Source organism: Ruegeria sp. AM5 (assembly GCF_056540645.1).
Map to the genome: position 1 here is coordinate 17,864 of NZ_JBQFXC010000007.1, position 19,868 is coordinate 37,731.

17 protein-coding genes are annotated in these 19,868 nt (G+C 57.2%); 6 read left to right on the top strand and 11 right to left on the bottom strand.

Translation table 11 applies throughout. From position 1 onward, the window contains the following. Positions 1-36: 36 nt before the first annotated feature. From ACR0AH_RS15840 to ACR0AH_RS15875, 8 genes are all read right to left on the bottom strand, one after another. Positions 37-1,248, bottom strand: coding sequence for a saccharopine dehydrogenase family protein (locus ACR0AH_RS15840; RefSeq protein ID WP_480592698.1), 1,212 nt, complete (start codon positions 1,246-1,248; stop codon positions 37-39). A gap of 22 nt (positions 1,249-1,270) precedes the next feature. Continuing rightward, complete coding sequence (gene speA / locus ACR0AH_RS15845; protein ID WP_480592700.1) at positions 1,271-3,160, bottom strand: biosynthetic arginine decarboxylase; 1,890 nt, start codon at positions 3,158-3,160, stop codon at positions 1,271-1,273. A gap of 102 nt (positions 3,161-3,262) precedes the next feature. Beyond that, positions 3,263-4,348 (bottom strand): DUF1513 domain-containing protein, encoded by a 1,086-nt coding sequence (locus tag ACR0AH_RS15850; protein WP_170733088.1) that lies wholly within the window; start codon positions 4,346-4,348, stop codon positions 3,263-3,265. Between the two features lie 3 nt (positions 4,349-4,351). Beyond that, on the bottom strand, positions 4,352-5,362 hold the full coding sequence (locus ACR0AH_RS15855; RefSeq protein WP_223116913.1) for an imelysin family protein: 1,011 nt from the start codon (positions 5,360-5,362) through the stop codon (positions 4,352-4,354). Between the two features lie 3 nt (positions 5,363-5,365). Beyond that, the gene (locus ACR0AH_RS15860; protein ID WP_480592702.1) at positions 5,366-6,856 is read right to left on the bottom strand and encodes a di-heme oxidoreductase family protein; all 1,491 of its coding nucleotides are present in this window, start codon (positions 6,854-6,856) and stop codon (positions 5,366-5,368) included. A gap of 16 nt (positions 6,857-6,872) precedes the next feature. Continuing rightward, positions 6,873-7,358, bottom strand: a complete 486-nt coding sequence (bfr, locus tag ACR0AH_RS15865; protein ID WP_170392566.1) for a bacterioferritin — start codon at positions 7,356-7,358, stop codon at positions 6,873-6,875. After that, positions 7,306-7,599, bottom strand: a complete 294-nt coding sequence (locus tag ACR0AH_RS15870; RefSeq protein WP_170594320.1) for a (2Fe-2S)-binding protein — start codon at positions 7,597-7,599, stop codon at positions 7,306-7,308. Before ACR0AH_RS15870 ends, bfr begins: the two co-directional genes overlap by 53 nt. A gap of 128 nt (positions 7,600-7,727) precedes the next feature. Further along, a complete protein-coding gene (locus tag ACR0AH_RS15875; protein WP_480592705.1) occupies positions 7,728-8,996 on the bottom strand; it encodes an imelysin family protein in 1,269 nt (422 codons plus the stop codon). A gap of 231 nt (positions 8,997-9,227) precedes the next feature. On the opposite strand from ACR0AH_RS15875, the gene ACR0AH_RS15880 reads away from it, so the two are divergent. Then, complete coding sequence (locus ACR0AH_RS15880) at positions 9,228-9,767, top strand: ZrgA family zinc uptake protein (RefSeq protein WP_480592707.1); 540 nt, start codon at positions 9,228-9,230, stop codon at positions 9,765-9,767. A gap of 34 nt (positions 9,768-9,801) precedes the next feature. Here ACR0AH_RS15880 and ACR0AH_RS15885 read toward each other — a convergent pair whose 3' ends face one another. After that, a complete protein-coding gene (locus ACR0AH_RS15885) occupies positions 9,802-11,121 on the bottom strand; it encodes a GH1 family beta-glucosidase (protein ID WP_480592709.1) in 1,320 nt (439 codons plus the stop codon). A 1-nt stretch (position 11,122) separates the two neighbouring features. Further along, entirely contained in the window at positions 11,123-12,154 is a 1,032-nt protein-coding gene (locus tag ACR0AH_RS15890; RefSeq protein WP_480592712.1) for a LacI family DNA-binding transcriptional regulator, read from the bottom strand. Positions 12,155-12,368: 214 nt separating this feature from the next. Here ACR0AH_RS15890 and ACR0AH_RS15895 point away from each other — a divergent pair, with 214 nt between their 5' ends. The 5 genes from ACR0AH_RS15895 to ACR0AH_RS15915 all read left to right on the top strand — a co-directional run bounded on the left by ACR0AH_RS15895 (position 12,369) and on the right by ACR0AH_RS15915 (position 18,709). Next, positions 12,369-13,724 (top strand): ABC transporter substrate-binding protein, encoded by a 1,356-nt coding sequence (locus ACR0AH_RS15895; protein WP_170512843.1) that lies wholly within the window; start codon positions 12,369-12,371, stop codon positions 13,722-13,724. A gap of 65 nt (positions 13,725-13,789) precedes the next feature. After that, positions 13,790-14,797, top strand: a complete 1,008-nt coding sequence (locus ACR0AH_RS15900; protein ID WP_170402173.1) for a carbohydrate ABC transporter permease — start codon at positions 13,790-13,792, stop codon at positions 14,795-14,797. A gap of 12 nt (positions 14,798-14,809) precedes the next feature. After that, entirely contained in the window at positions 14,810-15,958 is a 1,149-nt protein-coding gene (locus tag ACR0AH_RS15905; RefSeq protein ID WP_170392558.1) for a carbohydrate ABC transporter permease, read from the top strand. 9 nt (positions 15,959-15,967) lie between these two features. Then, the gene (locus tag ACR0AH_RS15910) at positions 15,968-17,623 is read left to right on the top strand and encodes an alpha-amylase family glycosyl hydrolase (protein WP_480592715.1); all 1,656 of its coding nucleotides are present in this window, start codon (positions 15,968-15,970) and stop codon (positions 17,621-17,623) included. Between the two features lie 3 nt (positions 17,624-17,626). Next, complete coding sequence (locus tag ACR0AH_RS15915) at positions 17,627-18,709, top strand: ABC transporter ATP-binding protein (protein ID WP_480592716.1); 1,083 nt, start codon at positions 17,627-17,629, stop codon at positions 18,707-18,709. On the opposite strand, the gene ACR0AH_RS15920 is transcribed toward ACR0AH_RS15915, so the two are convergent. After that, positions 18,706-19,827 carry an aminotransferase gene (locus ACR0AH_RS15920; protein ID WP_480592828.1) on the bottom strand — a complete coding sequence of 374 codons (1,122 nt, stop codon included), beginning with the start codon at positions 19,825-19,827 and terminating at the stop codon, positions 18,706-18,708. The genes ACR0AH_RS15915 and ACR0AH_RS15920 overlap by 4 nt on opposite strands. Between the last annotated feature and the right edge of the window lie 41 nt (positions 19,828-19,868).

Sequence of the window (19,868 nt, forward strand, 5' to 3'; positions counted from 1 at the left end):
GTCGGGCGCTGCCCGGCGTTGCCGCCGGGCGAGGATTTAGAAGTTAACCGGGCCGTCGAGTTCGCGGACCTGCCATGGCAAACCATGTTCGTTCAGCATGTCCATGAAGTTGTCAGGGTCGAGTTGCTCCATGTTCCACACGCCCGGTTCGCGCCAATTGCCTTTCAGCACCTGCGCCGCACCGATCATGGCGGGGACGCCGGTGGTGTAGCTGACGGCTTGGCTGCCGACCTCACGGTAGCATTCCTCGTGATCGCAGATGTTGTAGATATAATAGGTCTTTTCGCCCGAGCCGTCCTTGGCCTGACCTGTGGCGATGTCACCGATGCAGGCTTTGCCCTTGGTCTCCGCGCCCAGATCGCCGGGATCGGGCAGCAGGGTTTTCAGGAACTGAATCGGGATGATTTCCTTGCCGTCATGCATCACCGGGTCAATGCGAGTCATACCGACGTTTTCCAGCACCTTGGCGTGGGTGATGTAGGCGTCGCCGAAGGTCATCCAGAAGCGGGCGCGCTCAATCTCGGGGAAATGGGTGCTGAGCGACTCCAGTTCCTCGTGATACATCAGGTACATGTTCTTGGGGCCGATGGCGGGGAAGTCGAACTCGACCTTGTGGGTCATCGCCGGGCTGTGCTGCCATGCGCCGTTTTCCCAATGGCGCACCTCGGCCAGCACTTCGCGCAGGTTGATTTCCGGGTTGAAGTTGGTGGCGAATTCTTGATCGTTGCTGCCGCCATTCGCGTCCAGCACATCGATCTGACGGATCGTATCCAACTTGTGCTTCTTCAGCCATTTGGCGAAGACGGATGTAACACCCGGATCGAAGCCCGAGCCGAGGATGGCAGTCAAACCAGCCTCTTTGAACCGCTCTTGATAGGCCCATTGCCAGTGGTATTCGAACTTGGCCTCGTCCTCGGGCTCATAGTTCGCGGTGTCGAGATAGTGGATGCCGGCCTCAAGACACGCGTCCATCAGAACCAGATCCTGATACGGCAGGGCCAGGTTTACGAGGATTTCTGCACCCGTTTCTTTGATCAGTTTGACTGTATCTTCAACCTTGTAGGCGTCCAACTCGGCAGTCGCGATGTCCACACCGACGCGGTCCTTAACGGCCGCTGCGATGGCGTCGCATTTCGATTTCGTGCGGCTGGCCAGCGTGATCTCGGTAAAGGTGTCCGAATTCATCGCCATTTTGTGCACGGCTGCGTGGGACACGCCGCCCGCGCCGACAACCAGTGTTTTGCCCATGGGATAGTCTCCTCTCAAGGGGTTATTCGTAATAGGTGTAGCCGTTGATCGAGTCGCGATAGGCGCTCATCAGGGTTTTTCGGTCCTTGGCTTGCAGAGTACCGGTCGAAATCGCCTCGTCCACCATTTTGCGGAACGCGGCGACACAGTCTTGCGGGTCGAATTCCACATAAGACAAGACTTGAGAAATTGTGTCGCCCTCTTGTTCATGCAGCAAGTCGAAGCCACCGTCGGTGCGCAGGTCGATGGTGACAACATTGGTGTCGCCGAACAGATTGTGTAGGTCGCCAAGTGTTTCCTGATAGGCGCCAACGAAGAAGACGCCCATGAAATACTCGCCTTCTTCGGGCAGCGAATGCACCGGCAGGCTGGGGGACACGCCGTCGGCCAAAATGAACCGGTCAATCTTACCGTCGCTGTCGCAGGTAATGTCGGACAGGACCGCGCGGCGGTCTGGTGTTTCATTCAAGCTTTGCAGCGGCACGATCGGGTGCAATTGGTCGATGGCCCAGACATCGGGGAGGGATTGGAACAGCGAGAAGTTGCAATGGTAGATGTCTGCGACCTTCTCAAGCTGGTCATCCACTTCCGTGTCCAGATCATCACTTGCCGCCAAGGCCTTGAGACGGGCCATAAGGGACAGGTAGATGCGCTCGGCCCGGGCCATCTGGCGCAGGTCGACATACCCGCGTCTGAAAAGCGCGCGCAATTCATTGCGATAGAAGGTTGCGTCGTTCCAGCATTCCTGCAGACGATCCTTGCTGAGATAGCCGTGTACTGCGGCGAGGTCCGAAACCATGTGGTGGTCATCGGGCTCGGCCATTGGTCCGTCCGGGGCGTCGTAGAGTGTGCTTTCCAACACGTTGAAGACCAGCATGGACGACGTCGCAACCACCGCACGGCCGCTTTCGGTGATCAGTGTGGGGTGGTCGATTTCAGCCTCGTCCATGGCGTAAGCCACGGTTTCGACTACGTTGGCGCAATATTCCTCGACCGTGTAGTTGATCGAGTTTTCCGCGGCCTTTTTTTCGCCCGTGTAATCCACCCCCATGCCGCCGCCGAGATCCAAGTAGCTGAGTGGTACACCTTCACGCGAGAGTTCGGTGTAATACCGGCATGCCTCGCCAACAGCGCGGCGCACATCGTTAACGTCTTGCACCTGTGAACCCAGATGCGAATGTTGCAGCTTGAGGCAGTGCAGCAATCCCGCCGCTTTCAGCTTGTCCACGGTGGCAACAAGCTGGTCGGTGTTCATTCCAAAGGCGGAACGGTCGCCCGAACTTTCTTCCCATTTGCCGCTGATCTGATTGGTCAATTTGACCCGAACGCCTATTAGGGGCTCGATCCCCAGTTGGTTATAGACCTCGATGACGGTATTGGCCTCTTTTGGGCTTTCCAGCACGATGACGGTGTTGAACCCGATCTTGCGAGACAGGATCGCCAATTGGATGAATTCAGCATCCTTGACGCCATTGCAGACGATCAGCGCTTCGGGGGCCAGGCGATGGGCCAGGGCCAGCACCAGTTCAGGTTTTGATCCTGCTTCAAGGCCATAATTGTATTTCTTGCCGAACTCGACGATCCGGTCGACCACCTGCGCCTGTTGGTTCACCTTGATCGGAAAAACACCGCGATAGTGGCCCTTATAGTTTACGCGCGCGATTGCCTCGGCAAAGCTCTCGTTCAGGTGCGCGATTTCATGCTCTAGATAAGACGCAACACGCAAGACCATCGGGGCTTTGATCCCCCGGTCGTCCAGATCGCTGAGGATACCCGGCAGGCTGATTGGCTCGGCTTCGGGGGCCATCGGATTGCGCAGAGCTATCTCGCCCCATTCTGTCACCTCAATGAGGCCATGGCCCCATTTCTCAACCCCGTAGATGGAATGCGGTGCGTCGGGCGTCTGTTTCAATCAGATCAGTCCTTAACTTGGGTGTGCTGGTTTAGCGCCTGCCAATACGGCAGCGGTTTGATTCGTCCAAGTGTAAACTGTGAGAGGGTTCGCTGCCGAATTCTAGCCGTATGTACGGATCGGGATCAGGTGGTTGTCCCACTGGCAATCCGACCGCGCGTTGATTTCGGCGCCGGTGGTCGTCAGAGTGCCAAATGCACCGGTTCCGGTGGTAAACGCCAACCCAGCCTTGCCGGCGCCTAAACCGCAAACATCTTCGAACACTAAAGCTTCGATGAATGCTCCGCTATTTACGTCGAAACGGTGCAATGCATCGCCTCGCGGACAGGTGATCGCAACCGATTGGCCATCGGTGGAAAAGGCAATGCTGCCAGCATACCATTGCAACTCTCTTTGCTGCGTTTCGGGCGCTGACAAAAGGCGAGGCTTTTCGCCCCTTCGGTGAAGCCCCAGAAGGGCAGGGTACTTGGTCTGGCTGCCTTGCCATTGCATTGCAAAACCCACTAGACCATCGTCACGCACCGCAAGATGGCGGATCGAGTTTTTGTGCAGCGCGCGGGGTAGCTCTACTTGCTCCAATATCGAACCCGAAATGTCGAGATAGCTCAGGTTGGGCTGCATCGTTGGCAGATTTAGCTTGGTCCGACCGCTGTCGGGGTGTGTCTCGATGCCGCCATTGGCGATGACCAGTATGTCGCCACCGGGCAGCAAGCGCATGTCGTGGGGGCCTATCCCACCTGACGAGAACTCTCCCAGCCGTGCGAAGCTGATCGCGTCCCAGACGCCAACCACACCTTCTGCGGCCTCATAGTCGTTTTCGGTTGTGAAAAACTGTGTTCCATCAGCCGAGAATGCACCATGCCCGTAGAAGTGGCGGCCATTGGGTGCCTCCAGCCGCTTTAGGACAGAACCATCTGTACAATCAATTACAATTGCAAAGGTCCCGGGGCGGCGGGCAAAGGCGACCGCTTGGGCTTTGAACGGATGGGCCGCGGCCGCGTGCCCGCGCGCGGGTAGCGGTATAGCGAACAAAACTGCGCCCGAGTTATCCAGGCCGGACAGGCGGTAGCTACCATCTGGGAATAAGGCAGCGGCCAGATAGCGGGGCGCGCCGACGGACGCCCAGCCCGGCACCGAAGCAAGACTGGCGGCACCAAGGCCTGCAAGAAATTCGCGGCGGTTCGTCAATGGTCAATCCCCATCCAGTGAGTTGAATCCGGCGCTGATGCCGAGCGTCGGGCCAAGCTCGGTCGCGGCGATCTCGCGAATGTCGTTGATCGATTGCTGCAGCGCTTCGATGCGGACGCGACCTTGCGGTGTCGCAACACCGGCGAGGGCGGGGTCGTCCAGTGATTGAGCCCGGTCGATGGCCCGCGCGAAACCGGCATCCAGATCTGCAGCAATCTCGGGGTGGTCAAAGGACAGACGGGCGGCCAAGTCACGCAGGGCGATCAGAGACAGCGTGACATGATGCAACGACCGCTTGGACCGCCGCGCTTCAGCACGGTTCGGGCGCGGACGCTCGAACGTTCCTAAAGGGCGTCCAATGCGTGTGTCGGCTGTGAACTCTAGCCCCGTTGTAAGCGCCTTGAACAGCTCCTGCATTGCCTCATCGCCCGAGCGATAGGGGCTGTTGTCCCCCGGCTGCGTCAGTCGTGGTGCGTAGCTTTGCCAGTCCGCGTTGATCGCGACGGCATTTCGGTTGATATCAGTGGTGATGGCGCGGATAAGCGCGCAACGATAGTCGGCGCTTCCTTGTTCTGTCATCGCTGGATCAAAGAGCATTCGTTCCAATGCAAAAAAGCCGCGCCCGGCGATTGAGGTTTCGGCAAAGGCATCAGGGTCGTCGACGGCAGTGTCTTCACTGGCGATGTGTCGGGACAGGGTTTTGGGCGTGAATCCTTTGGTATCTGGCCAGAAAGCCAGTGCAAAAGCGCGATCGTCAGCCTCGGACGGCCCAAAACGTAAATGGCTGGCCGAAATCCAGCTATCGAATGCCGTGGCGTAATCAGCGCGCAGGTCGTCTGACTCCGATTCGCAATCTGTTTGGGCTGTGGTCGACAAAGCACCGGTTGCGTCAGCCAGCTCTGCAAAGCGCGGTAGAATATGCGTTTCGGTCACATCCATCAAAATCGGAGCACGATCCTGAGCAAAGGCGCCCAAGGGCACCAGCAGGGCGGCGGCGAAAGTAAGGCTACGCATGGGTCAGAGGCTCCCAAGAAAGCGGATCAGGGCGTCGCGGTCGGCTTTTGGCATTGAAACAACCGTGTCGCGGGCGGCCTGCGCCTCGCCACCATGCCAAAGGATGGCTTCAAGCAGGGATCGCGCGCGACCATCGTGCAGGAATTGGGTGTGGCCCGAGACGCGCTGGGTCAGGCCGATGCCCCACAAAGGCGGCGTGCGCCATTCGCGGCCCGTTGCGCGGACCTCGGGGCGGTTATCGGCCAGACCCTCGCCCATATCGTGCAACAGCAGGTCGGTATAGGGCCAGATAAGCTGGAAGCTCTGTTCGGGCCTATCGGGCATCCTGTGGGTGACATATGCAGGCGTGTGGCAGGATGCGCAGCCCGAGGCAAGAAACACTTCTTTCCCGCGCAGCACTTCAGGGTCATCGGTGTCTCGGCGCGCCGGAACACCGAGATTGCGGCTGTAGAAGGCGACGAGGTCCATGCCAATCGCGTCAATCTCGAATCCCCGCGCATCGTTGTCTCCGTGCGGTGCATCGATGCAGTTGGCCTGTAATTCGGTGCAATCGCCGTACGGCGCGGGGTAAAGCGGACTTGATATGCCGATATCACCTGCGAAGGCCGCCGCCGATTGCTCCATCACCGTGGGCATCCCGGCCTTGTGACCAAAGCGGCCCATCATTGGTTCGCCAAATTCCGTCGACCATACGATGTTCGGACGGCCCGAGATGCCATCGCCGTCTTCGTCATCAGGATCGGCTTTGGCCAGCAAGTCCTCAACCGGAATTGATTCCAGCAACCCCAGTCCGATCATCTGCGGCGCAACTCGAGGGCTAAGCATCGCGTCCGGGTGCAGCGGGCCATAGCCCAAATCGGCGGCCTTATAGCTGGGGCGGCGGAGCGAGGCCGTTTCGCCGTCGGACAGCGCGACGGGGACTTCCTCATACGTGATGTCCAGCCGATATTCTGCGGGATGGCCTGCCAGAGCGAAATCCTGCAGTTGAGTGCCATAACTCGGATCAGGCAGGGTGGCGATATAGTCTTCGATCTCGGCAGGCGCGCCCTCTGGCTTGCCGGGAACCGAAACTCTCAGGAACATCGAGACGGCATTGTCATCCGGGCCGTTAGGCGTATGACCGCGCCCGTCCTTGATGTGACAGCGCTGACACGAGCGGGCGTTGTATAGCGGACCCAAACCGTCCGAAGCCAGAGTGGACGACGGAGACGAGACCCAGATCTTTTTGAAAAACCCGTTGCCGACTTTGAAGTCCAGCTCCTGTTCGAAGCTTAAATTGGCGGAGGGCTGAGAAAACGCGTCCGCATCAGTGCGCGCCCGCACGGTCGCAGCACCAGCGGACAGTTCTTCGAACCGTTGCGGCACACTGAAGTCGTCCGGCGTTGCTGTGACAGCGTCGATCCGGGCGCGTTCTTCGGCTGTTCTTGGAAGGAAATTTAGATGAGGGTCTCGCAGCTCGGTGGCTTGGGAAGAGGTGGCCGTGAGTGCGGCCACCGATGCAAGGGCAAGCTTACTCGCCTTCGTCCATCTTGGATGCGTTAAGTTGCGCATAATTGGCTTCGCCAATCCTTTCATAAAGGTCGAGCTGCGTTTCGAGGAAGTCGATATGTCCTTCTTCGTCGCTGATTAATTCTTCGAACAGGCCCATGGACACATAGTCGCCGGCCTCGCGGCAGTATTCCCGCGCTTCGACATAAAGCGCCCGCGCGTCTTGTTCAGCGGCTAGATCGCATTCCAGTGTTTCTTTCGGGGTCTGCCCGATGCGGAGTGGGTCAAGTTTCTGCAGGTTGGGGTGGCCCTCCAGAAAGATGATCCGCTCGATCAGCTTGTCTGCATGGCCCATTTCCTCGATGGATTCCTCACGGCTTTTCTTGGCCATATGGCCAAGCCCCCAATCCTCTTGCAGGCGGTAATGTAGCCAGTACTGGCTGACCGCCGTCAGTTCATGCCGCAGTGATTTGTTGAGGTATTCTATGACCTTGGGATCGCCCTTCATGTGCTTTCTCCTGTGATACTTCGGATCGCAATGACCGAAGCTGCATGGGGACTTTAAGATTATCGTCTGCGCGCATTGTGTCTAGGAAAAGCGGCATACATCCGCCGCAATCCGCTGACTTGCCAAGGGCATGATAGATCTTGCCGGGAGTGATGATGGTCTGTGGGTCTGCCGCGCGCATCCAATCGATCGCCGCTCGGATGTCGTGGTCAGAGATGTTGGTGCATTGGCAAACGATCATGGCGACTCAGTCGGGGTATGCTATTTCCTAGTGAAATAGTAGGTTATTGTGGGCGCGTCCAGTGCCAAGACGCCACACTCGATGTTGAGAAAGGCCGAGAGCACTAAAAATGCGCCCGGCCATGATACCTATTGGAATACCGCGTCAGGGTTATCCAGGCTGTCCGAGCCTTCAAAATCGATCTGGTCAAGCTCCAGCACGGTCACGATGCGTTCGATGGTCTTGGTCTGATCGACCAGTCCATTGACGCCACCCATAATCAGCGCTTCGCCACCTTCATTGCCGCGTTCCAGCATCTGGTCATACGCAAAACCCGCTTCGGCGGTTGATTTGATACGGCCTAGCGCCAGCATGGTGTTGGCCAGCTTGGCTTTCATCTCTGTATCAAGCGTCGGATCGGCTGCGGTCACCAGATCCGATAGGGATGCACCCGAAACAGGCGTGCCATCGATGCGGGTATAGCTGCCCAAATACACATTCTGGATGCCCAGGCCGTCATAGTAATGGCTGTTATGGGTGTTGTCCGAGAAGCAGTCCTGCTCTTCCTCGGGGTCGTTCAACATCAGGCCGAGGCGCATACGCTCACCCGCCTGCTCGCCGTAGGACAGCGAACCCATGCCGGTTAGGATCGCACTAACGCCAGCAGTTTCATTTGCGGCAAGAGCGGCACGTGCGTCACCATCTTCGGCCCACTGGGCAGTCATCCATTCCAGATCACTGATCAGCAGATCAGTTGCCGCTTTCAGATACTGGGCGCGGCGATCGCAGTTGCCACCTGTACAGCCGTCACCAACTAGATAATCGGTATAAGGACGACTTCCTGCGCCCGTGCCGTGGCCGTTCAGGTCCTGACCCCACAGCAGGAATTCGATGGCGTGATAGCCGGTGGCGACGTTCGCCTCTATCCCGTCAGCCTCGTGCAGCGTATCCGACAGCAGGGCAGGGGTAATTTCGCTGGCGTCGATGGTCTCGCCAGACAGATCAAAGCTGGGGTTGGCGATGACGTTCAGCGCGGCAAACTCGTTCTCATCGCTGGGGCCGCCGTAGGAGGAATCCACATAGTCTATCATGCCCTCGTCCAGAGGCCATGCGTTCACCTTGCCTTCCCAATCGTCGACGATGGCGTTGCCAAAGCGATAAACCTCGGTCTGCTGATACGGCACGCGCGCGGCGACCCATGCGGCACGGGCTGTGTTCAGAGTGGCATCGGACGGGTCAGCAATGAGGGCGTTGACGGCAGCTTGCAGTTTCTTTGCTGCAATCAGACTGTCGTCATATTTGGCTTCGGCGATATTGGAATATGTGGTCAGAACATCGGCTTTGGACGGGGCCTCGGCGACAGCTGTATTTGCGATACACAAGGTCAGGGCACTGGCCGCGTTGAACAATCTGGTCATGTGGAACACTTTTCTTTCTTAGCGGGATTCGGACCCCGGCAGACGCAGCGGGGCTGGACGCGGCAATTTCTTAGTGAAATAGTCGGCAATGTCAACCTGAGTTTTATTGTCAGGTATTATTCCCATTTCTGACTAACCTTATCTGGGGAGCCCGATGCACCCGGCGAACATTGCGCTGAGGCGCAATTGTATTAAAATGCCCTACGGTTTGTTTGGTTAATGGTGAACAGAATGAAACGCGCGGCCGTTGTTCTTGCGCTAATACCAGCCGCGCTGATGGCGCAGGCAGAGACCGCCATCGAAGCGCATACTCATGGCGCGGGTCATATGGCAATTTCATTCGTTGAAACCGGATTTAGCCTGACGCTTGAAGTGCCAGGCGTAGATATTGTTGGGTTCGAGCACACTGCCGAGAACGAAGATGAGAGGGCGGATGTTGCCGTCGCAATCTCGGACCTTTCTAAACCGCTTGAGATCTTTGAGGTGCCGCCTGAAGCGGGGTGTGTGACTGCAACGGCCAATGTCGCGCTTGTTGGTGATGTCTTCGTTCAGGATGAGGGGCAAGTCAGCGATAATGCCGTGCATCACACCGAATTTCAGGCCGATTATCTGGTGCAGTGTCAGGAGCCGTCGTTAGTGAATTCAATCCAGTTCACCTATTTCGAACGGTTTGCGCGCGCCGAGCGCTTGTTTGTTGAGCTGACGTCATCCTCGGCCACACAGAACCTTACGGTGGAACGCCAAACGCCACATTTGAAGATGCCAAACTGAACCGGCGTGTGCCCGCAGTAGCAAAGCTTGACGGTCAGCCAGACTGATCCCGGACCAATGCGGCCTGCAACGCGCGGTAGGAATCCTTTGGCCTTCTTTCCAGCGTCTCAAAATCTACATCGACCAGCCCGAACCGTTTTTCATATCCCAGCGCCCACTCGTAATTGTCGAGAAGGGACCAGATGAAATATCCCTTGATCGGAACGCCGTGGTCCAGGGCCTTACACACTTCGGCAAGATGCTGGTTCAAGTAGTCAATTCTGTCAGCGTCGTTTTGACGTTCTGCGCTCGCCATGCCATTTTCGGTCACGTAGATAGGCAGGTTTCCAGTATACTCTTGCGCGGTCCGGATCAGGAAACGGGACAGGGCTGCCGGATCAATCTCCCACCCCATTTGCGTTTTTGGCAAGGGGCCGGGGACGTCGGTCAAAGAAGGCCAAGACGTATCTGCGCGCGTTATCAACTTGCGCGTATAGTAATTGAGCCCACACCAATCGACAGGTGCAGCTATCGTGTCGAAATCATCCTGCCACTTGTCCGGCAGATGCGGCTCCAATCCTTCCAGAACATTCTGAGGGTAGGATTTCTTGAATGCGCCGCCCAGGAAAAAGCGGTTGTAAATCCCGTCGTAAAGCGCGGCCGCAGTCTGTGCCTCATCGCTGTCGTCAGCAGGTTCCGCCCATTCAAGGTTGAACACTGCGCCAAGGTTCGACATGCCCAAACCGCGCATAGTTTCGATTGCGCGGCCATGGGCCAGCAATACATGATGCATCGCGCGCGCGGTCGCCCGGATGTCGCGCAAGCCGGGGGCATGTTGGCCTTCGAAATGGCTCAGCCAGCTTACGCACCAAGGCTCGTTGACAGGTGCGACGCTGAACATCCGATCGCCTATGCGGCCCATGATGATCTCGGTGAAGTCTGCAAACCAATTCGCGATATCCCGGTTTCGCCAACCGCCCAGATCGGCGAGTGGTGACGGGAGTTCCCAGTGATACAGTGTTGTGCAGGGTTTGATGTCGCGTTCAAGCAGCGCATCGGTCAGGCGATCATAGAAATCCAAGCCTTGCTGATTGATCGGTCCGCGCCCTTCGGGCAGCACGCGCGCCCAACTGGTTGAAAACCGGTAACAGTCGAAGCCTGCGCCCCGGATCAGATCCAGATCCTGTTCGAACCGGTTATAGTGATCGCAGGCCAAATCTCCGTTTTCCGCATTGGCGACGTTACCTGGAGTTGCGGCGAAACTGTCCCAATGGGTCTTGCCTGCGCCCCCATTGGCGTGTCCCTCGATCTGATAGGCCGACGTCGCCACGCCAAACTGAAAATCTGGCGGGAAATCTGCGCGTTTGTACTTCATCTCACATCCTTTGTGGGGCTGGCCCCGTCGAGCTGCCGACGACAAGTTCAGCCTCCAGCAAGCGCGTTTTGGGTGGGTCATCCGGAGCGTTGATCCGCTCGATCAGCATTTCGGCAGCCACCCCGCCCGCGCGTCTGACCGACGAGCGCGTTGCGGTGAAAATTGGAACATCCATACCATTGCGCATGTATGACAACTCGTCATCATGAGCGATCACCGAGATATCGCGCCCCATTTTCAGGCCGCTTTCTTCCAGTGCGCGCCGGACTCCAACCGCAGAGATAATCGAAGAGGCCAAAATTGCTGTTGGCGGGTCGTCGAGCTTCAGCATGTCGCAGGCTGTCTGATGCCCATAAATCTCGGTCATCTCAGCGCTGCGCAGCAGGTTTGGATCAGGCGACATCCCGGTTTCTTTGAGCGCCGCCAGATAGCCGTTCCTCCGCCGACGCGCGAAATCCATTTCCTCGAGCCCGTTGATTAACGCGATGCGCCGATGGCCCAGATCGATCAAAAACCGAGTAGCGCGTTCGAATGAACGCTGATTGTTCACATCGATCCAATCATATGGCTCTTTGGCGTAGGTCGACCGGCCATGAACAATGAAGGGTACGCCGAGGCGCGATAACACCGAGATGCGCGGCTCTCGTACCTTGGGGCCTTGCAGGACCACGCCGTCTACGACGCCCCGATTGAACAGGCTGCGATAGGATTCTTCAATTGATGTGTCCGGCGCGTGCGTGAACATCATGTCATAATTGTTCGCCGCATAGGTTTTGGCTGCGCCTGCCACAAAATCTCCGAAAATCGGATTGACCATTTCGTGCCGGGACGAGGTGGGAATCACATGGCCGATGACCATAGACCGCCCTGTCGCCAGCCCCTTGGCGCGGCTGTTGGGGCGGTAACCATGCTTGTTCGCGGCAGCCTGAACCCGGATGCGCGTCCCTTCGCTGACCTCCGGGTAACCGTTCAGCGCGCGGCTGACGGTTGTTTGTGAAAGGTCGAGGATCTCAGAGAGTTGCTTTAGGTTCATTTCACTCAAAGCGCCTTCAAATTGATTCCCATTTGTTTTGTTGTGAAAACCTGGCTCAGTCAACATGTTTCGAGAGAATGCCTTAGAATGGCAGTTTTTTAGGGGTTAGCAGGCGAGATATTGACAGGGTCTGAATGTTAGCGGATAAAGTACGGCATCCAAAGCGCTTTGAAAACGAATCTCGTTTGCGCCGAAAATATTGGGAGGAGAACTCATGAGACACGCACTTTATTCGGGTGCGGCGGCGATCGCTCTGCTGGCCGGGTCGGTACAAGCACAAGATTTGGTCTTCGCGCCGGGCGAGGGGCCGTTCAACTGGGACAGCTATAATGCCTGGGCCGAAAGCGCCCCGGATCTGAGCGGTCAGACGGTCACGATTTTTGGTCCGTGGCTGACCCCAGAAGACGGTTACTTCAACAACATGATTGCCTATTTCGAAGAGGCGACTGGCGCAGATGTGATCTATACCGGTTCCGACAGTTTCGAGCAGCAGATCGTTATCGATGCCGAGGCAGGATCAGCCCCCAATATCGCGGTCTTCCCGCAGCCAGGACTGGCGGCGATCATGGCATCCAAAGGGCAGCTGACACCGCTGGGTGAAGATATGGCGGCCTGGGTTGGTGACAATTATGCGGCTGGCGATTCCTGGGTTGATCTTGGCACTTACAAAGACGCCGACGGCAATGACCAGATGTATGGCTTCTTCTACAATGTGAACGTCAAGTCTCTGGTCTGGTATAACCCGGAAAACTTCGAGGATGCCGGATACGAAGTGCCGACGAGCATGGAAGAACTGAAGGCCCTGACCGAGCAGATCGTCGCCGATGGCGAAACCCCGTGGTGCATTGGCCTGGGATCGGGTGCCGCCACCGGTTGGCCCGCGACCGACTGGGTTGAAGACATGATGCTGCGGACTCAGCCGCCCGAGGTTTACGACCAGTGGGTGACAAACGAGATTCCGTTTGATGATCCGCGCGTTATCGCCGCAATCGAAGAGTTTGGCTGGTTCGCGCGTGATGACGCCAAGGTCTCGGGTGGGTCAGATGCTGTCGCCTCGACTGACTTCCGCGACAGCCCCAAAGGCATGTTCTCATCGCCGCCCCAGTGCTACATGCACCGTCAAGCGTCCTTTGTTCCGGCCTTCTTCCCCGAAGATGTCGAGTTCGGCCTGGATGCAGATTTCTTTTACATGCCGTCTTTCGCAGACAAGGACTTGGGTAACCCGGTTCTGGGTGGCGGTACTCTGATGGCGGTAAGCAATCCATCGGACGCGACCAGCGCGTTCATGGAGTTCCTCAAGCAGCCGATTGCACATGAAGTCATGATGGCACAAACCGGATTCCTGACCCCGCATAAGGGCGTGAACACCGAAGCCTATAAGGATGATACTCTGCGCGGTCTGGGTGACATTCTACTGGGCGCGACCACCTTCCGCTTCGACGGCTCGGACCTAATGCCGGGCGCCGTGGGTGCGGGTACGTTCTGGACCGGCATGGTTGACTATACTGGCGGGAAATCCGCCGAAGAAGTCACCGGCGAAATCCAGTCATCTTGGGACGCAATCAAGTAATCCGCTGAACCTTCGGGCAACCTTTCAATCAGGTTGCCCGAAACCCTAGCAAGGGAGAGGACGCCATGAATCCGGCAATTCAGGGCCTGCTGACAATCGTAATCGGTGTGTCGGGATGCGTGGGCTATTTCTACCTGTCCAACCAATTTCTGGATAAAGTCCTGTTCCCTGCGCGTGGACCGAACGCGGGTCGCAATATCAACCGCGCGAATATGATCCGGCCCTGGCTGTTTCTGCTTCCCGCGATCCTCGCCCTTGGGGTCTATCTTGCCTATCCGGTGTTTGAGACGCTGCGCCTATCGCTGACTGATCGGGTCGCCGGTGGTGGATATGAATGGGCGGGTTTTGACAACTATACCCAGATGGTAGCCGAGCCGAAATTCTGGGAGGCGATGCGCAACAACATGCTTTGGCTGATTGTTGTACCTGCCATGTCCACCGCATTTGGCCTGCTCGTGGCGCAGCTAACGGATCGCATCCGCTGGGGTAACGTCGCCAAGTCGCTGATCTTTATGCCGATGGCGATTTCTTTCGTTGGCGCCTCGGTAATCTGGAAACTGGTCTATGATGCACGTCCGGCCGATCAGGATCAGATCGGCGTCCTGAACGCGATCTACATCTTCTTTGGTGGAACCGAAACGCACACCTGGCTGACCCTGCCTTTCTGGAACAATTTCTTCTTGATGATCGTGCTGGTCTGGATACAAACCGGCTTTGCCATGGTCATTCTGTCCGCCGCGCTGCGCGGCATCCCCGAAGAGACCATCGAGGCCGCCATTCTGGACGGGGCCAATCCGTTCCAGATTTTCTTCAAGATCAAAGTGCCGCAGATCAAAACCACGATCATGGTGGTCTGGACCACCATCACCATCGTGGTCCTCAAGGTCTTTGACATCGTTTTTGCGATGACCAACGGCCAGTGGGAGACGCAGGTTCTGGCCAATTACATGTACGACAAGATGTTCCGCGCCAATGACTGGGGCGTGGGATCGGCATCGGCCATGGTGATCATGTTGCTGGTGACGCCGATCCTGATCTGGAACGTGCGCAATGCGCGCAAAGAAATGCAGTAGGAGGACGGGGTTATGAGCGATATTGCAGGAACCCGCCCAGCCCTTAGATGGGTCGTTCACGCCTCGGTCGTGCTGCTTGTGGTGCTTTGGGTTTTCCCAACACTCGGTTTGTTGATCTCGTCATTCAGAACGGCGGACCAGATTTCCAGCAGCGGCTGGTGGCGGGCGCTCTTCCCGTCGGAACAGAACCTGACTCTGCGCGCGGCTGCGCCGGAAACGCAGGTTCTGCAGGATGGTCTCTATGTGATCGAAGGCAATATCTTCGATGGTGATCGGGCCTCGGACATTTCGCGATGGGGTGTGAATTCCCGTGCGATTGATGCCTTTGCTCCGGGCGAAACGGCTGAGCTTCGTCGTGGCGGGACGATCACGGTTCAGGCCAACGGTGACTATCGGATGGAAAACGCAGAAGAGTTTTCGGGCAAGCGCGGCCCTCGCGTGTTTGTCACGACTACTCTGCCGCCTGAATTCACCTTGGAAAACTATGCCCATGTTCTGTTCAACGAAAGCAGTTCCGACAGTATGGGCAAGGCGTTCTTCAATACCCTGACGGTGACGATCCCAGCGACGATTATCCCGATTCTTGTCGCAGCATTTGCGGCTTACGCGCTGGCATGGATGGATTTCCCGGGGCGTGCCCTGCTGATCGCTGCGGTGGTTGGCCTATTGGTGGTGCCATTGCAGCTGGCGCTGATCCCGTTGCTGAAACTGCATCTCAATATCGGGATCGGCAAAGGATACCTGGGGGTCTGGATGGCCCATACCGGGTTCGGGATGCCATTGGCGATCTACCTATTGCGTAACTACATGGCCGGGCTGCCTCGTGACCTGATTGAGAACGCCCGGGTAGATGGCGCAACCGAGTTTCAGATTTTTACCAAGTTGATCCTGCCGCTTAGCTTTCCGGCACTGGCATCCTTTGCGATCTTCCAGTTCCTTTGGACATGGAACGATCTGTTGGTTGCCAAAGTCTTCCTGATCGATGCCAGCGGTCAGACAACGGTAATGACCAACCGTATCGTCGAGCTGCTGGGTACGCGGGGCGGTAACTGGGAAATCTTGGCCACGGCGGCGTTTGTCTCAATCGCGGTGCCGTTGGCAGTCTTCTTTGCAATGCAGAAATATCTGGTTCGCGGCTTGCTGGCCGGTTCCGTAAAATAAGGGCGTGTGATGAACGTGCAGACCAACGCGACAGCATTCGAAAAAACCAAGTCGGCGTCAGATTGGTGGCGGGGCGGGGTGATCTATCAGATCTATCCGCGCAGCTTTCAGGACAGCAACGGTGACGGGATCGGAGACTTAAAGGGTATCACCCAGCGGCTAGGCTACATCGCCTCGCTGGGGGTTGATGCAATCTGGATTTCGCCGTTCTTCAAATCTCCGATGAAGGATTTCGGCTATGACGTCAGCGACTACCGCGATGTCGATCCGATGTTCGGTACTATGGCGGACTTCAAAGAGTTGCTAGATGAGGCCCATGCACACGGGCTGAAGGTGATGATCGATCTTGTGCTATCCCACACCTCAGATCAGCACCCGTGGTTTGGTGAAAGCCGCACCAGCCGAGATAATCCGAAATCCGATTGGTATGTCTGGGCCGATCCCAAGCCCGACGGGACACCTCCGAATAACTGGTTATCGATTTTTGGCGGTTCGGCTTGGCAGTGGGATGCGCGGCGTTTGCAGTATTATCTGCACAACTTCCTGACTTCGCAGCCAGATTTGAACTTCCATTGCAAGGATGTCCAGGATGCCCTGTTGGATGTGGCGCGCTTCTGGCTGGAAATGGGGGTCGACGGCTTCCGTCTGGACACCATCAATTTCTATTTCCACGACGCCCAGCTACGTGACAATCCTGGTCTGCCGATGGATCAAAGGAACTCTTCAATTGCGCCGATGGTGAACCCGTATAACCATCAGGATCACCTCTATTCCAAAAGTCAGCCCGAGAATATCGCCTTCTTAGAACGTCTGCGCGCCCTGACCGATGAATACGAGGGCCGCGCATGTCTGGGTGAGGTCGGCGACGCGCAGCGCGGGCTTGAGATTATGGGCGAATACACCAGCGGCGATAAACGGATGCACATGTGTTATGCTTTCGAGTTCCTCGAAAAGCGGGCTTTGACGGCAGCTTACGCAAAGCAGGTTTTTGACCAGCTTGAGGACAAGGCGGGTGATGCATGGCCATGCTGGGCCTTCTCAAACCACGACGTGCAACGCCATGCTTCGCGTTGGGGGTTGGACGATGCAGCTGTCCGGCAGCACGCCGTTCTCATGATGTGCCTGCGTGGCTCAGCCTGTCTTTATCAGGGTGAGGAACTGGGCCTGCCCGAGGCAGATGTTGCGTTCGAAGATTTGCAAGACCCCTATGGCATTGAATTCTGGCCTGAATTCAAAGGTCGCGATGGCTGCCGTACTCCGATGGTCTGGGCCGCACAGGACGAACAATCCGGGTTCAGCACGAGCCGTCCCTGGTTGCCAGTCAGCGCTGCGCAGGCCGAGCGGGCGGTGGATCGGTTGGAAAAAGATCCAGCGTCGATGCTGCACCACTACCGCCATGCGATTGCATTGCGTCATGCGCACTCAGCGCTGATGTCCGGCGCGCAGACAGGGATGTCACAAATCGGTTCGGTATTGACCTTCACCCGAGAGGATGAAGCCGAGCAGGTCTTCTGCGCCTTCAATCTGGGTGACTGTTCGGTTGGCGTGACCCTGCCAGAAGGTGACTGGCAAGTGATCGGGGAGGAGTTGGGCGGCGTTCGCGGGGAAAGCAACGTGACGCTGGATGCCGCTCAATTCTGTCTATTGGCTCGGGAAAAGAGGTAAACCATGTCGGAACTCAAGCTTACGGATGTGGCCAAATCCTATGGTCCTGTCGATGTTCTGAAACATATCGATCTCGAGATCGAGCAAGGCGAACTGATTGTCTTTGTCGGTCCGTCAGGTTGCGGAAAATCCACTTTGCTGAGGATGATCGCGGGCCTTGAAAAGATCACTGGCGGTACGCTTGAGATCGAAGGGCAGGTGGTGAACGATGTGCCACCTGCGCAACGCGGCATCGCGATGGTGTTCCAGTCCTATGCGCTTTACCCGCATATGACGGTGCGCGAAAACATGGCCTTCGCGCTCAAGATCGCGAAGATGCCGAGCGCTGAGGTTGATGCCGCCGTGGAGCGCGCGGCCCAGATTCTACAGCTTGAACCCCTGCTGGATCGCCTGCCCAAGGCATTGTCTGGTGGACAACGCCAGCGCGTTGCCATCGGTCGTGCCATCGTGCGCGACCCCAAAGTATATTTGTTCGACGAGCCGCTTTCGAACCTCGACGCTGCCCTGCGCGTGGCGACGCGGATCGAGATTGCACGCCTGAAAGAGGCGATGCCCGACAGCACGATGATTTACGTCACCCACGATCAGGTCGAGGCGATGACACTCGCCAGCCGCATTGTGGTTTTGGCCAATAAGGGAGTTGCGCAGGTTGGCACGCCGCTGGAACTCTATGAGACGCCAGATAACGAGTTTGTCGCGCAGTTCATCGGCTCACCAGCAATGAACCTGCTGCCCGGGACTATTACCGCGACAGGAGAGGCAACAACCGTCACGCTGGATGATGGCGGCGTGGCAATCTCATCAATCCCGACGGATGCCGCTGACGAAGGCAAAAAGGTCAATATCGGTGTCCGGCCTGAGGACTTAAACATCACTGATGAAACACCAATTTATTCCGGCTTGGTGGATTTCACCGAAGCTTTGGGTGAGGTCACGCTGCTTTACTTTGCAGTCCCGGATGGACGGGAGGCCGTGATTGCAAAACTACCTGGTGTTCAGCGCAATCTGCGAGGAAAAACCGTCTCGGTCACGGCGGCACCCGAAAAGGTGCATCTGTTCCACAACGGTCAGTCGATGAGGCGCTAGTCGAGCTTCGCAAGGAAGGTGGAAACTTTTTCCAGCCCTTCGCGAATGATCGACGGAGTATTGGCGTAACCGATCCGAACACAGCCTTCGAGACCCAAGGCAGAGCCCGGTGTGAACATCACGCCGGTTTCCTGCAGCAGTTTCACGCAGAACTCGCGCGAGGGCATGTCGAAGTTGTAGTGCAACAGCGCGGTTGTTCCGGCCTTGGGTTTGACCCAACTGATTTTGGGCTCGCTTTCGACCCATTCTTCCAGCATGGCGAGGTTGCCGCGCGTAATGGCGTGGCTGCGCGCCAGAATCTTGTCGTGGTTTTCCAGCGCAAGCGCCGCGAAATGGTCGTCGATCATCCCGACCGAGATCGTGTCATAGTCCCGATGGATCGAAACCGCTTCGATCAGTTCTGGGTTGGCCGCAATCCAACCCAGTCGCAGCCCTGCCAGCGAAAACGCCTTGGACATGCCCGCGGTTGAAATGCCTTTCTCATAAAGATCCGCAACCGCATCCGTCATGCCCGAACCTTCTTGCCCGGTACCGCGATAGACTTCATCACACAGCAACCATGCTTCAGCGGAGCGTGCGATTTCGACGATCTCAATCAGGAACGCGCGATCCATCACCGCACCGGTTGGGTTGTTGGGGTTGTTGATGGCAATCAGTTTGGTGCCCGGAGTTACGGCGGCGCGCAGCTCCTCAAGATCGGGCAAATAAGCGTTCTCGGCCCGTAAATGGATCTGCGTCACCTCCGCGCCGATGCTGGCCGGGATGGAATAGTGTTGCTGATAGGTGGGCACGACGGCCACCACCTTGTCGCCGCGCTCGACCAGCGTTTTGTGGACCAGCATGTTGGCACCGATGGTGCCATGGGTGACGATGACATTCTCACGCTTTTGCTGGTCATATAGGTTACAAATCGCATCGCGCAGCCGGTCCGAGCCCCGGATCGCGCCATAGGTCATCTTCATCCCAAGCAATTCAGACAGATCATCCGAGTTCTTGCCCGAAAGCTTCAAAAGCTCGGCAATACTCAGGCTCTCGACGCAAGTCTCTGCAAGGTTATAGGCGCAGCGGGTTTCCCATTCATCCATCCAAATTTCGACGCCAAAGGGTTCGATCTTCATCGCGCTATCCTGTTCGACTAAGCCATCGCGCATCGTTCCCA

Coding starts and splice junctions, on each gene's coding strand:
- ACR0AH_RS15880 (WP_480592707.1), top strand. CDS start 9,228: ATGAAACGCGCGGCCGTTGTTCTTGCGCTAATACCAGCCGCGCTGATG.
- ACR0AH_RS15855 (WP_223116913.1), bottom strand. CDS start 5,362: ATGCGTAGCCTTACTTTCGCCGCCGCCCTGCTGGTGCCCTTGGGCGCC.
- ACR0AH_RS15885 (WP_480592709.1), bottom strand. CDS start 11,121: ATGAAGTACAAACGCGCAGATTTCCCGCCAGATTTTCAGTTTGGCGTG.
- ACR0AH_RS15920 (WP_480592828.1), bottom strand. CDS start 19,827: ATGAAGATCGAACCCTTTGGCGTCGAAATTTGGATGGATGAATGGGAA.
- ACR0AH_RS15895 (WP_170512843.1), top strand. CDS start 12,369: ATGAGACACGCACTTTATTCGGGTGCGGCGGCGATCGCTCTGCTGGCC.
- ACR0AH_RS15870 (WP_170594320.1), bottom strand. CDS start 7,599: ATGATCGTTTGCCAATGCACCAACATCTCTGACCACGACATCCGAGCG.
- ACR0AH_RS15840 (WP_480592698.1), bottom strand. CDS start 1,248: ATGGGCAAAACACTGGTTGTCGGCGCGGGCGGCGTGTCCCACGCAGCC.
- ACR0AH_RS15905 (WP_170392558.1), top strand. CDS start 14,810: ATGAGCGATATTGCAGGAACCCGCCCAGCCCTTAGATGGGTCGTTCAC.
- ACR0AH_RS15915 (WP_480592716.1), top strand. CDS start 17,627: ATGTCGGAACTCAAGCTTACGGATGTGGCCAAATCCTATGGTCCTGTC.
- ACR0AH_RS15875 (WP_480592705.1), bottom strand. CDS start 8,996: ATGACCAGATTGTTCAACGCGGCCAGTGCCCTGACCTTGTGTATCGCA.
- ACR0AH_RS15900 (WP_170402173.1), top strand. CDS start 13,790: ATGAATCCGGCAATTCAGGGCCTGCTGACAATCGTAATCGGTGTGTCG.
- bfr (WP_170392566.1), bottom strand. CDS start 7,358: ATGAAGGGCGATCCCAAGGTCATAGAATACCTCAACAAATCACTGCGG.
- ACR0AH_RS15910 (WP_480592715.1), top strand. CDS start 15,968: ATGAACGTGCAGACCAACGCGACAGCATTCGAAAAAACCAAGTCGGCG.
- ACR0AH_RS15890 (WP_480592712.1), bottom strand. CDS start 12,154: ATGAACCTAAAGCAACTCTCTGAGATCCTCGACCTTTCACAAACAACC.